General features: G+C 69.0%; 10 protein-coding genes. 4 read left to right on the top strand and 6 right to left on the bottom strand.

The window, feature by feature from the left end; translation table 11 throughout:
* Positions 1-86: 86 nt before the first annotated feature.
* Positions 87-1583 (top strand): catalase, encoded by a 1497-nt coding sequence (locus BLW00_RS03400; protein ID WP_092549175.1) that lies wholly within the window; start codon positions 87-89, stop codon positions 1581-1583.
* Between the two features lie 117 nt (positions 1584-1700).
* Here BLW00_RS03400 and BLW00_RS23730 read toward each other — a convergent pair whose 3' ends face one another.
* The gene (locus BLW00_RS23730) at positions 1701-4625 is read right to left on the bottom strand and encodes a fibronectin type III domain-containing protein (RefSeq protein WP_092549172.1); all 2925 of its coding nucleotides are present in this window, start codon (positions 4623-4625) and stop codon (positions 1701-1703) included.
* 136 nt (positions 4626-4761) lie between these two features.
* Positions 4762-5460 (bottom strand): winged helix-turn-helix domain-containing protein, encoded by a 699-nt coding sequence (locus BLW00_RS03390; RefSeq protein WP_092549169.1) that lies wholly within the window; start codon positions 5458-5460, stop codon positions 4762-4764.
* Between the two features lie 347 nt (positions 5461-5807).
* Between BLW00_RS03390 and BLW00_RS03385 the strand changes: the two genes are divergently transcribed.
* Positions 5808-7343, top strand: coding sequence for an MFS transporter (locus BLW00_RS03385; RefSeq protein WP_092549166.1), 1536 nt, complete (start codon positions 5808-5810; stop codon positions 7341-7343).
* A 212-nt stretch (positions 7344-7555) separates the two neighbouring features.
* Here BLW00_RS03385 and upp read toward each other — a convergent pair whose 3' ends face one another.
* Entirely contained in the window at positions 7556-8188 is a 633-nt protein-coding gene (upp, locus tag BLW00_RS03380; RefSeq protein WP_092549163.1) for a uracil phosphoribosyltransferase, read from the bottom strand.
* Positions 8189-8318: 130 nt separating this feature from the next.
* Here upp and tadA point away from each other — a divergent pair, with 130 nt between their 5' ends.
* Positions 8319-8768 (top strand): tRNA adenosine(34) deaminase TadA, encoded by a 450-nt coding sequence (tadA, locus tag BLW00_RS03375; RefSeq protein ID WP_092549160.1) that lies wholly within the window; start codon positions 8319-8321, stop codon positions 8766-8768.
* Positions 8769-8901: 133 nt separating this feature from the next.
* Here tadA and BLW00_RS03370 read toward each other — a convergent pair whose 3' ends face one another.
* Together BLW00_RS03370 and BLW00_RS03365 are read right to left on the bottom strand one after the other, a co-directional pair.
* Positions 8902-9645, bottom strand: coding sequence for a glutamine amidotransferase-related protein (locus BLW00_RS03370; RefSeq protein ID WP_092549157.1), 744 nt, complete (start codon positions 9643-9645; stop codon positions 8902-8904).
* 11 nt (positions 9646-9656) lie between these two features.
* Positions 9657-10619 (bottom strand): cation diffusion facilitator family transporter, encoded by a 963-nt coding sequence (locus tag BLW00_RS03365; RefSeq protein ID WP_092549154.1) that lies wholly within the window; start codon positions 10617-10619, stop codon positions 9657-9659.
* Between the two features lie 49 nt (positions 10620-10668).
* Between BLW00_RS03365 and proC the strand changes: the two genes are divergently transcribed.
* Positions 10669-11517, top strand: coding sequence for a pyrroline-5-carboxylate reductase (proC, locus tag BLW00_RS03360; protein WP_092549151.1), 849 nt, complete (start codon positions 10669-10671; stop codon positions 11515-11517).
* 60 nt (positions 11518-11577) lie between these two features.
* Here the strand turns inward: proC and BLW00_RS03355 are convergent, their stop codons facing one another.
* On the bottom strand, positions 11578-12444 hold the full coding sequence (locus BLW00_RS03355) for a hypothetical protein (RefSeq protein ID WP_092549148.1): 867 nt from the start codon (positions 12442-12444) through the stop codon (positions 11578-11580).
* Positions 12445-12472: the final 28 nt, after the last annotated feature.

Here is a 12472-nt window from a genome sequence, read left to right as displayed (position 1 = left end):
GTCAGCACCCCCGCCGAGGGTCACCGGCCCCTGTTCACCCGATCCGCCATCCGGTCGCCCCCTGGGCACCTCACTGAAGGAGAACCATGTCCGAAACACCTCCCACCACCACCCAGACCGGCACCCCGGTCGGCAGCGACGCGCACTCGCTCACCGCGGGCGCCGACGGTGTCGCCGCTCTGCACGACCGCTACCTGGTGGAGAAGCTGGCGCAGTTCAACCGCGAACGGATTCCGGAGCGCATCGTGCACGCCAAGGGTGGGGGAGCGTTCGGCCGCTTCGAGGTGACCGAAGACGTCTCGCGCTACACTCGCGCCGCCGTGTTCCAGCCCGGTGCCGTCACCGAGACGCTGAGCCGCTTCTCGAGCGTCGCCGGTGAGCAGGGCTCGCCCGACACCTGGCGTGACGTGCGCGGCTTCTCCGTGAAGTTCTACACGACCGAGGGCAACTACGACATCGTGGGCAACAACACCCCCGTCTTCTTCATCCGCGACGGCATCAAGTTCCCCGACTTCATCCACTCGCAGAAGCGGTTGCCCGGATCGGGCCTGCGCGACGCCGACATGCAGTGGGACTTCTGGACCCTCTCGCCCGAATCGGCACACCAGGTCACCTACCTGATGGGCGACCGTGGACTCCCGCGCTCCTGGCGCGAGATGCCGGGCTACGGATCGCACACCTATCAGTGGACGAACCTCGACGGCGAGCGCTTCTGGGTGAAGTACCACTTCCGCTCCAACCAGGGCAACGCCGAGATGCCGGGCACCGAGGCCGAGCTCATCGCCGGTGCCGACGCCGACCACTACCGCCGCGACCTCTACGAGGCGATCGAGCGCGGCGACTTCCCGTCGTGGGATCTGCACGTGCAGGTCATGCCCTACGACGACGCGCACGGCTACCGCTTCAACCCCTTCGACCTCACGAAGGTGTGGCCGCACGCCGACTACCCGCTGATCAAGGTCGGCACCCTCACCCTCGACCGCAACCCGGAGAACTTCTTCGCGCAGATCGAGCAGGCGGCGTTCTCGCCCGCGAACACGGTGCCGGGCATCGACATCAGCCCCGACAAGATGCTCATGGCGCGCGTCTTCAGCTACCCGGACGCGCAGCGCTACCGCGTGGGCACCAACTACGCCGAGCTGCCGGTGAATGCGCCGCACGCGGCTCCGGTGCACAGCTACACACAGGACGGCGCCGGCCGCCATGGCTTCAAGCCCGCGTCGGCACCCGTCTACGCGCCCAACTCCTTCGGCGGTCCGGTGGCTTCTCCGGCCGCGGCGGGCGCGGGCAGCTGGGAGTCGGACGGCGCTCTCGTGCGTTCCGCCGCCACCCTGCACGCCGAAGACGACGACTTCGGCCAGGCCGGCGCCCTCTACCGCGAGGTGTTCGACGAGTCGCAGAAGGCCCGCTTCCTCGCCACCATCTCGGGTGCGGTCGGCGGCGTGCAGGATGCGGGCATCCGCGAGCGCGCCATCCAGTACTGGGCGAACGTGGATGCGACGCTCGGCGCCCAGCTCCGCGCCGTCCTCGACGCGGGTGCCGAGCCCGCCGTGGCGGCGGTGCAGCCGGGCCTCGCCGAGTAGGCGGCGCGCCACCGACCTCCTCCTCGCGAGTCGCCAGAATCCGCCCCGAAATCGCTTGCGGGAGGGCGAATTCTGGCGACTCGCGAGGAGGGGTGGGGAGGGGGGGACGCGGGAGCGCTAGCGGGACTGCTCGCGGCGGCGTTGGCGGTAGAGTGCCGCTCCGGCCCCGAGCAGCATGAGCGCGAGGCCTGCCAACACGGGCAGGAACGGCTCCGTGCCGGTCGCCGCGAGCGTCTTGCCGCCGGCGGTGGTGTCGGCCGGCGTCGTCGTGCCGGTTCCGTCGCCGTCACCCTCGCCCTCCGGCGTGCCGGGCTCGACGTATCCGGCGATCACGAGCGTCGCCGTGGCCGAGTCGGTCGAGTAGGCGACACCCTCGATGGTGTTCGTGAACACCGCGCGATACTGCGTCTTGTGCAGGGCATCGGATGCGACCACCTCGAGCGAAGTGCCCGTCGCGCCCGCGATCGGCGCCCAGGTGCTCGAGCCGGCAGTTCGCGACTCCCAGGCGACGGTCGGAGCCGGGATGCCGAGAGCGGCGGCCGAGAACGTGACCGTCGATCCCGTCTCGCCGTACTGCGCGACCGGCGACGCCGTGATCCGCGGCGCCTGCTGGCGACCGACGACGATCGCCGGCGCCGGCGACTTCGCGGTGCTGGCGAGGTAGGCGATCCCCTTGCCTGCATCCACTCCGACGCCGCTGACGGCGCCGCCGAACTCGTCGCCGGCGTAGTGCGTCACGGTGTCACCGATCAGGTCGACCACCGAGAGCCCGCCGTGACCGGCTTCGGTCGAGGTGTGACCGACGTAGGCGAGGCCCTTCTCCATGTCGATGTCGACGGCTCCGGCGCTGCGGTCGAGCGTGTACTCCTTGAGCAGGTTCATCCCGTTCCGCGTCTCGTAGAGGCGGAGGCCGACGCTGTCGTCATCCGGGTTGTCGAAGGTCGCGTAGAGCACGCCCGTGACGTCGTCGATTCGCATGCCGCGCAGGTTCGAGCCGGCGGCGAATGTGCCCTTCACGTCGAACCCCTCGGCATCGAGCCACATGATGGTGCCGTTGTCGAGGCCCATGAAGACGAGGCCGGTGGGGCCTTCGTACTGGAGCGAGCGCACCGGAACTCCGACCGGGATCGGCTCGATGTACGGCGTGCCGAAGACGGCGGGGTTGGTGAGGTAGGAGGCGATCTTGCCGCCCTCGATCGCGACGAGCACACCGTTGAAGGTGGCGTCGTAGGCGAGGTCGCGCACGGGTGCGCCCACGTCGAACTGGTCGACGACCTCACCGGTGACCGGGTCGATGGCCTGCACCGTTCCCTTGCTGCCGGATGCCTGGTCGGCGACATACACCACGTGGGTGCTGGGGTTCACGGTCGTCGGGCCGGGTTCAGCGGCGGTGGGCGAGGTGAACGTGCCGATGACCTGGTGGCCGAGCGGAACATCCGCCGGCTCCCCGGCCGGCTCCTCGGTCGTGTTCGGCGGCACGGTGGTGGACTCACCGGACCCTTCGGCGGGAATGGCCACGCCGTCTTCGGTCACATACTTCTCACCGTTGTCGTACTTCGTGATGGTGAAGGCGTCGAGGGTGTCGCCCACCTCCTTGTCGGTGGTGGATTCGCCGTCCCATTTCGCTGCCACGATCGACTCGTAACGGATCTGGTCGTCGGTCACCGTGATGCCCTGGAAGGTCGAGGTGTGGCCGGCGCGGGTCACCATGGTGGCGCCGTTCTGGGTCCAGACGTTGTCGTCTTCGGGCTGCAGCTCGTAGTATTTCGGGCCGGAGACGGTGACGGTGTAGACGGGGCCGGTGGTCACGCCGGGCGTGTCCGTCGCATCCGCGTTCACGAAGCCGCGTCCGTAGGTGTGGTCGTGGCCCATCAGCACCAGATCGATGTCGTTGCGCTGGAACACCGGGAGCCAGGATTCGCGCACGTCGACCTCGTCGCGTCCCTCGGCCGTGGAGAACACCGGCTGGTGGAACACGGCGACGGCCCACTTGTTGGGGTTGTTCGCGAGCACCGAGTCGAGCCAGCGGCTCTGCATGTCGAGCCAGAGCGCGCTCGGGTTCGGGCAGGCGATGTGGCAGGGCGGGAGGTCGGTCGGTGTCATCAGCTCGACGGCCTGCTCGCGGCTCGCGTTGAGCGAGATGAAGCGCACGCCCTGGTAGTCGGTGTAGTACGCGGTCTCTTCGAGGGCCTTGGCCATCTGCTTCTCGTAGGCGGCCTTCTGCAGCTCGCCCTCTGAGGTGCCGCCGGTAGCGGGGTCGGCTTTCGGGCCGTTCGCGTCGTACTCGAAGTTCGACTTCCACACCTTGAGGAAGGCGTCGCCGCCGTACTCGTGGTTGCCGGGGGCGGCGATCACGTTGCGCGACTGGCTGTAACCGTCCATCGCGCCGAACCATTCGGTCCACTCGCCGTCGTTGCCGCCGGTGTTCACGAGGTCGCCGGCGTTCACGGTGCCGACCGCATCCGGGAAGGCGTCGAAGGCCTGCTTCACGACCGGGGTCCACTTCTCGGCGAGGTCGTTCTGCGCGTCGCCGAAGTAGATGAAGGTGAACGGGTCGCCCGCCTTGCCGGCGGTGGAGAAGCGGTAGGTGTGGCTGACCGCGGCGCCATTGCCCACGAAGTACTCGTATTCGGTTCCGGGAGTCAGGCCGTCGACCGTGACCGAGTGCGTCCGTGTCGGCACACCGGCGCTCTCGAGCTGTTCATTGGCGCGAGCGGTGGCGGTGCGCCACGTGGTGTCACCGGCCTTGCGGATGCTCACCTGTCCGTCGGTCACGTTCGCACCGGTGCGCCAGGTGAAGGACTGCTCGGTGTCGGGGTGCTCGGGTGGCGTCAGGATGACGCGCTCCGGCGCAGCCTGGCCGGCGTCGGTGGCGGCGAGCAGACCGGCCGGTGTGACGGATGCGCGGGGTGCGGTGGTCGTCGACGTCGACGCGGATGCCGTGGCGGCAACGCTCAGTGGAGCGACGCCGGCGACCAGGGCGGTGGCGATCGCCGCGACGGCTCTCAGGGGTCGTCGCGAGGTCGTTCGGGGAGAACCCATTGACCTTGTTTCCTCTCGGTTCGGTGCGGGGATTCATCCGTGTGCACGGAGAATCTCCACTCTCGAACTCGAAGGAGACCCGAGCCCCACCCCCATCCGAGCGGGGAGGAAACAGGTGTCGAACAGTGGGGTGCGGTCAGAAGAGGTCGGGGGAGGGGGTCGAGGTGTGGCGCACCGAGACGTCGGCGTGGCGGTCGAAGCGGTATCCGACGCCGCGCACGGTGCGCACGATGTCCTCGTAGTCGCCGAGCTTGGAGCGCAGACGACGCACGTGCACGTCGATGGTGCGCTCGTTCGGCACCTCTTCGTCGCCGGCGCTCCACAGCGCGCTGATCAGTTCGGCGCGCTCGATGGTGCGACCCTCACGCAGCACGAGGTACTGCAGCAGTTCGAACTCCTTGTAGGTGAGGTTCGCGGCGGTGTTGTCGAGCAGCACGCGCTTACGGCTCAGGTCGACCACGACGCCGTCGCGGGCGCGGTCCTGCGCATCCGGAATCTGGCGGTGCTTGGCGAGCGCCGTCGGGTCCTGGAGGGCAAGGCGCACCACGTCGACGTCACGGCCGCCGGCGCCGCGCGGCGCGAGGGCGACCGCGGCGTAAGTCTCGGAGGAGGGAGCGAGTTCGGCGGCGAGGGCCTTGAGCGCCTCGACGATGCGACCGAGGTCGGTGCCGGCGGCGGCGGCCTTGTCTTCGTCGATGCCGACGTAGAGCACGAAGCCGCGGGCTTCGGTGCCCTCGGGCACGGCGCGGATGCGGGGGGCGGCCGGGGCGGCGTCTCCGACGCGGCTGATCGGCGTGATGGTGGCGGGGCGGGAATCGAGGTGGGCGATCGACATGAGAGTTGTCCTCAGCTGAAGTGACCCGTCTGAGCGGGTCGGAGATGTGTCAGGCTACGGACTGCGATGAGAGTCCGGGCTGCACCGGAGAGTTCCGGATGCGGAGCACCTGCACCGTTCGATCAGCGGGATGAGGCTGAGAGGTGGAGGGGTGCTCGTCGAGATTGTCTCGTTAGCGACACATTCGACAACACATGACGACGGCGCCGGCCATCATCATGCCGGCATGCCCAGGAGCCTCAAAGGAGGTCAGGGTGTGCACCTTGTCAGTCATAGACAGAAGCTAACCCGATGCGTGGGCGAATTGTCAAGCGCCGGATCGTTGCTCTCGGTATAGATTCGACGTCATGGCTTCAAGCACACCGCTCAACGCGGCGTCGGGGCGTGCTCGCTGGCAGGCCTTCGCCGTTTGCGTAGCCGTCGCGGCACTGACCATCCTCGACCTGTCGAAGGTGAACGTCGGTCTTCCCTCGATCGAGAAGTCACTGGGCGCGGGCTCGAGCGAACTGCAGATCATCGTGTCGGGATACGCGCTCGCCTTCGGCCTGGCCCTGGTGCCGTCGGGCCGGCTCGGCGACCTCTATTCGCGCAAAGTGATGTTCGTCGTGGGGCTCAGCGCGTTCACCGTGGCGAGCGCTCTGTGCGCGATCGCGCCGAACATCCAGATCCTCCTGATCGCTCGCATCCTGCAGGGCGTCGCCGCGGGCGTGCAGATGCCGCAGGTGCTGGGGCTCGTGCAGCAGCTGTTCCAAGGCGAGGAGCGCGGCCGTGCGTTCGGGATGTTCGGCGCGACGATCGGAGTGGCGACCGCGTTCGGCCCCACCCTCGGTGGACTGCTGATCGCGGTCGGCGGCGAGACGGATGGCTGGCGCCTGTTGTTCTGGATGAACGTGCCCCTCGGCATCCTGGCCCTCGTCTTCGCCCTCCGGCTGTTGCCGCGAACGCAACCCCATCAACCCGGGCCGCGCAACCTCGACCTGGTGGGCATCCTCCTGCTCGGAGCGAGCGTGTTCAGCTTCATGCTGCCCTTCGTGCTCACCACGGGCGGGCCCGACGACAGCCCCTTGCGCTGGTTCTGGCTGCTCGGATGCGCGGTGTGCGTCGTGCTGTTCGTCGCGTGGGAGCGTCGCTACGCGGCGGCCGGCAAGTCGCCCGCCATCCATTTCTCATTGTTCTCGCTCGGCTCCTACCGCAACGGACTGTTGCTGGCGACGGCGTACTTCGCCGCCATTCCGGCCATCTTCTTGCTGACCACACTGTTCCTGCAGGAGGGGTTGGGCTTTCCCCCGGTGTTCGCAGGGATGGTGAGCATCTCCTTCGCGCTGACCTCGGCGATCGCCTCGCTGATCGGTGGTCGGCTGGTAGGCCGCTACGGGCGGGCGCTCGTGGTGCTGGGGCTGGTGATCGCCTTCTGCGGTTTCGTGCTGGTGCTGCTCGCGGCGGTGCTACCGCCGGCGGGCTGGTCGATCTGGCTGATGGCGGCGGCGATGGCGGTCGCCGGGGCCGGGGGCGGGCTCGTGATCTCGCCGAACCAGACGCTCACCCTGGCCGAGATCCCGGTGACCGAGGGCGGTGTCGCCGGATCGATGGCGCAGGTGGGGCAGCGCGTCGGCACGGCCATGGGTGTGGCGGCGGCCTCGTCGATCTTCTTCTCGACGCTCTACCGGGAGGGTCCGGGGAACGCCGACAACGTGTCGGTGTATCACGACGGCTTCCGCAACGCGTTCTTCGTGACGCTGGGACTCATCCTGGTGGCGCTGGCGATCGGGGTGGTGGATCTCGTGCGGCGGAAGCGGGCCGTCGAGGAGCCGGAGGATGACGCGGGTGACTCGGATACGGCGCCGGCTGTGCCCACGGCGGACCCTGCAGGTGCGGAACAGTAGAGGGGCTCGGGGTGGTACCGCCTCGCCAGTTCCCGCGATGCGCGGCCTGCGGTCGCGCGTCGCTCTTTGCTCGCGCCGCCGCTTCTGCGGCGCGAGGCGACATGTTCGGGTGAGGTCGCTGACGCGGCCTCGCCCTCACCCCGGGTCGTCTGAACGCGGCCCGCGGCCTGCGGTCTCGTGCCGGGGGCTTGAGGCGAGTGCCGACCTTGCGGCTAGACGGTTCCGTACAACCTGTCGCCGGCGTCGCCGAGGCCGGGGACGATGTAGCCCTTCTCGTTGAGGCGCTCGTCGAGGGCGCCGAGCACGAGGGTGACATCCCGGCCCTCGGTCGCCTTCTCGAGGGCCGCCACACCCTCGGGGGCACCGAGGAGGCAGATGGCCGTGACATCCTGAGCTCCGCGCTTGAAGAGGAACTCGATGGCGGCGCTCAGAGAGCCGCCGGTGGCGAGCATCGGGTCGAGCACGAAGCACTGGCGGTCGGAGAGGTCGTCGGGCAGGCGCTCCGCATAGGTGGTGGGCTCGAGGGTCTCTTCATTGCGCACCATGCCGAGGAAGCCGACCTCGGCGCTCGGCACCAGCTTCACCATGCCTTCGAGCATGCCGAGACCGGCGCGCAGGATCGGCACCACCAGCGGGCGCGGGCTGCTGATCGCGACGCCCGTGGTTTCGGCCACCGGCGTCTGGATGGTGACCGGCTCCACGCGCACGTTGCGTGTGGCCTCGTAGGCGAGCAGCGTCACCAGCTCTTCGGCGAGAGACCGGAAGGTGGGCGACGGCGTGTTCACGTCGCGCAGAACCGTCAGCTTGTGCGTGATGAGCGGGTGATCGGCAACGTGTACTCGCATACGGTCAATCTACTGGACTCGACCGCCTCCTCCGCAGGACGATATAACCTGTCGCCTGATGACGAGAGGATGTGACGTGGCCGATTCGTCGCCCAGCCCTCTGCCCGCAACGGGTGTCTTGTCCGACTGGATGCGGCTCGCACTCGACGAAGCACGCGCCGCGCTCGAGACCGAAGACGTTCCGGTCGGCGCGATCGTCGTCGACGGATCGGGTGCCGTGATCGGTGTCGGCCGCAACGAACGCGAGCTGCGGCAGGATCCGACGGCGCATGCCGAGATCGTCGCGATCCGCCAGGCGTCCTGGAAGCTCGACGACTGGCACCTCACCGACGCGACCCTGATCGTGACGCTCGAGCCGTGCGTGATGTGCGCCGGCGCGATCCTCTCGGCGCGTATCCCGCGCGTGGTGTTCGGCGCCTGGGACGAGAAGGCCGGCGCGGCCGGATCGGTCTACGACGTGCTGCGCGATCGGCGGCTGAACCACAGCGTCGAGGTGGTGGCCGGGGTCGAGGCCGAGGCCTGCGGCGAGTTGCTCACCGCCTTCTTCCGCGACGGGCGCGGCCCGATCTCGACGCGCTGACCGCGCCCGCCGCACCCACCCGCCTGGCCCCTGCTGAGCGCGTCCGCCGCACCCGTTGGGCCCGCCCCACCCGCCGGGCCGAGCCACCGACGCGCGAGGTAGCGCGAAGTCGCTCCAGCGGATGCCGTATCGCCTACTTCGCGCGACCTGGCGACGGGTGGGGCGCCGGCAGGCGCTCGAGGTACTCGGCGAGCATCCGCTGTGAGGCCGCCTGCATTCCCTCGCCGTAGCGGGCGCGCTCGGCCCGCAGCGCCTCGGGGTCGTAGCCCGCGGCGGCGACGTAGACGGCATCGGTCACCAGCCACTCCTCGTGCATCTCGTCGGTGAGTTCGGGATGGAACTGCACCGCGAGCATCCAGTCTCCGATGCCGAATGCCTCGTTCTCATAGGCGGACGACGACGCGAGCAGCTCGACTCCGGGCGGCAGGTCGAAGGTGTCGCCGTGCCATTCGGCCACCGGAACCCCGGCCACGTGCCGCACCGGGGAGTGGAGACCGGCCTCCGTCGGTGTCACCTCGCGGTAGCCGATCTCGACGGTGGCGCCCGGGCGCACCTCTTCGCCGAGGGAAGCGGCGATCAGCTGCGCACCGAAGCAGACGCCGAGCGTGGGCCGGGCGGCCGCGAGGCGCTCGCGCACGACGGCGATCTCGGGCGCGATGAAGGCGTGGCGGTCGGCCTCGTGGACACTTCGGGCCGATCCGAGCACGATGAGCAGTTCGGCGTCGGCCGCTGCGGTCAACGCGGCAGCGAAGTCGTCGGGCGACGATTCGGCGAGATCCGCGTCGACGGTCTCGACCTCGTAGCCGTGCGCCCGCAGCACGGGCTCGAAGTTGCCGAGCGACACCATCCGCTCGTGCCGGATGACAGCAGCGCGCATCCCGGTCTCGCTCAGTCGGTGCTCTTGATGATGATCGCCTCGGTCGAGGTCTCGATCTCGACCGGAGCGACGTAGACGTCGGGCTCGATGTAGATGACGCGTGCGATCGGTACGGCCGAGCGGATGTTCTCCTCCACCTGGTCGATTGTGGCCGCCACATCGCGCAACTCGCTCTCGGGCGGCAGCGCGATCTTGGCGGCGACGAGCAGTTCGTCGGGACCGAGGTAGAGCGACTTCATGTGGATGAGCCGGTCGACGTTCGGCGTGGCCTCGATCGCGCCGATGATGGCGGCGGTGTCGGCATCGCTCGCGCCCTCGCCCACCAGCAGGCTCTTCGTCTCCATGCCGAGCACGACCGCCACCGCGACGAGCAGGGCGCCGATGAACAGGGTTCCGATGCCGTCCCACGTTCCGTTGCCCGTGATCACCGAGAGCACGACGCCGATGAACGCGAAGGCGAGGCCGAGCAGCGCCGCGGTGTCTTCGAGGAGCACCACCGGCAACTCGGGTGCCTTGGCGCGCCGCACGAACTGCACCCAGCTCTGCTTGCCGCGGGAGTGGTTGCTCTCGCGCACCGCGGTGCGCAGCGAGAAGCCTTCGAGCACCATTGCGATGACGAGCACCAGGATCGGCAGCCAGGCGTTCTCGATCGGGTGCGGCGCCGCCAGCTTCTCGATGCCCTCGTAGATCGAGAACACGCCTCCGACGGAGAACAGGATGATCGACACCACGAAGGCGTAGACGTAGCGTTCGCGCCCGTAACCGAAGGGATGCTCCTTGTCGGCCTTCTTCTTCGCCTGGCGGCCTCCGAGCAAGAGGAGCAGCTGGTTGCCGGAGTCGGCGAGGGAGTGCACACCCTCGGCGAGCATCGAGGAGGAACCGGAGAAGAAGAACGCGATGAACTTCGTGAGCGCGATGCCGAGGTTGGCGCCCAGGGCCGCGAGAATCGCCTTGTTGCCACCTGAAGTGCTCACGAATGCCCTCTTTCCGTTGCGCCGCTGCCGCCAATCCTAGGATGGTCTGATGACCCACGCCGACTCCACCCAGCTTCCCTCCATCGCGCTGCTCGGCGCCGGCTCGATGGGCCGGGCCGTGCTGAGCGGCTTGCTCGCTCCGACGGTCGAGGTGGTCGGCGGCATCCGGGTGACGAACCGCTCGGCTGCACGCGCCGCCGAATTGGCCGGCACTCCGGGCGTGACCGCATTCGCGACCGACGACGACCCCGAGGCGAACCGGCGTGCGGTCGCGGGAGCGGCGATCGTGATCGTGGCCGTGAAGCCCGCGATGGTGCCCGAGCTGCTCGACGAGATCGCGTCGTCGCTCGAGCCCGGCGCGATCGTGGTGAGCGTGGCGGCGGGCGTCACGGTGGCGACCTTCGAGGCTCACCTGCCCTCCACGGTGTCGGTGCTGCGGTCGATGCCGAACACGCCCGCCGTGGTCGGCCGCGCCGTCACGGGGCTCTCGGCCGGAACGCGTTCGAGCGAGGCCGATCTCGCGCTCGTGCGCTCGCTGTTCGAGACGGTGGGGACGGTTGTCGAGGTTCCGGAATCACAGCTCGATGCTCTCAGCACGATCTCGGGTTCGGGTCCGGCCTACGTGTTTCTGTTGATAGAAGCGCTGACCGTTGCGGCTGTGGAGAAGGGGTTCAGCGAGGAACAGGCGGCCGAGCTCGTGAACGGCACCTTCGCCGGCGCATCCGAACTCCTCGTGGCCTCCGGCAAGACCCCGACCGAGCTCCGCATCCAGGTGACGAGCCCCAAAGGCACCACGGAACGGGCGATCGCCGTGCTCCAGGGTGCCGACCTCCCGGCCCTCTTCACGGCCGCCACGGATGCCGCGTTGGCGCGGGCGAAAGAACTCGCTGCCGGCTGAAGACCGCACCCGCGGCCGCCATCCCGCGCCGAGTCGACATGCGACTCGGCGACACGGCGCCTAGTGGGGAGTGGACGCCGCGATGAGTGCCTCGTAGTCGGCGTCGAGGCGGTCGACCTCGGCGCGACGCGCCGCCGCGTCCGCTTCATCGGCAGCGGCGAGAGCGTCGACCGCCGCTCGGTAGTCGGCGTCGACGGACGCCCACATCGCCTCATCGGCGGCGTCGATCGCCACCACGGCCTGACGGTCTCGGAAGTAGGGGGCGTAGTAGGCCTCGAGCTCGGGACCGGCGTCCGCGATCTCGGAGCCGAGGTAGGCGAACTCTTCTGTTCCCACGGCGTCGGCATGACCCTGCGCCGACATTTCGAGGTTGTCGCGGAGCGGATCGTCGGCGGGCACCTGCGCCCAGCGATCGGCGAGGAGGACGTCGAGCCGGTCGCGATCCCCGCTCGTCAGGCGGTCGTACGCGGCGTGCAGGAACTCGTGCGCCGCGGTCACCGCCACCTGATCGGCGAGCCGGTCGTCGGAGGGCTCGAAGATCGCGATACGGCCGGTGTCGCCGATGCCGTAGTAGCAGCCCACCGTCGATCCCGATCCGTCACCGTCGTCGCCGGCCTCGCTGTCGTCGACGCACGCCTCCCGGAACGGTGCGTCCGAGAGAAGCTCGGGCTCGGTGTCCTCGAAGATGGCGAGACCTTCGTCGGTGAAGCCGATACGGTCGGCCACCCGGGTGAGCTCCGCTGACATCGAGTAGTGCGTGAGCCAGGACAGCGGGCTCGAGGGAAGGGTGGTGAGGACGAAGAGCCCGGTCGCCACCACCGCGAGCACGCTCATCCAGAACGCCACCCGATTCCTCGGCTTCCGTCCGCCCTGCCCCGCACCGGGCTCGCGGAAGATCCGCGAGCCGTCATCCTCGAACAACGTCACAGCGGGATCATCCCACCGCGGCATGAAC

Origin of the sequence: Herbiconiux ginsengi, assembly GCF_900107435.1 — a bacterium.
GTDB classification, from domain to species: domain Bacteria; phylum Actinomycetota; class Actinomycetes; order Actinomycetales; family Microbacteriaceae; genus Herbiconiux; species Herbiconiux ginsengi.
This window is presented reverse-complemented; position numbering and strand designations above follow the sequence as displayed.

Bases quoted from the DNA above. Each gene is read 5' to 3' on its own strand.
- BLW00_RS03390 (WP_092549169.1), bottom strand. From the start codon at position 5,460: ATGTCGATCGCCCACCTCGATTCCCGCCCCGCCACCATCACGCCGATC.
- BLW00_RS03385 (WP_092549166.1), top strand. From the start codon at position 5,808: ATGGCTTCAAGCACACCGCTCAACGCGGCGTCGGGGCGTGCTCGCTGG.
- tadA (WP_092549160.1), top strand. From the start codon at position 8,319: ATGCGGCTCGCACTCGACGAAGCACGCGCCGCGCTCGAGACCGAAGAC.
- upp (WP_092549163.1), bottom strand. From the start codon at position 8,188: ATGCGAGTACACGTTGCCGATCACCCGCTCATCACGCACAAGCTGACG.
- BLW00_RS23730 (WP_092549172.1), bottom strand. From the start codon at position 4,625: ATGGGTTCTCCCCGAACGACCTCGCGACGACCCCTGAGAGCCGTCGCG.
- BLW00_RS03370 (WP_092549157.1), bottom strand. From the start codon at position 9,645: ATGCGCGCTGCTGTCATCCGGCACGAGCGGATGGTGTCGCTCGGCAAC.
- proC (WP_092549151.1), top strand. From the start codon at position 10,669: ATGACCCACGCCGACTCCACCCAGCTTCCCTCCATCGCGCTGCTCGGC.
- BLW00_RS03400 (WP_092549175.1), top strand. From the start codon at position 87: ATGTCCGAAACACCTCCCACCACCACCCAGACCGGCACCCCGGTCGGC.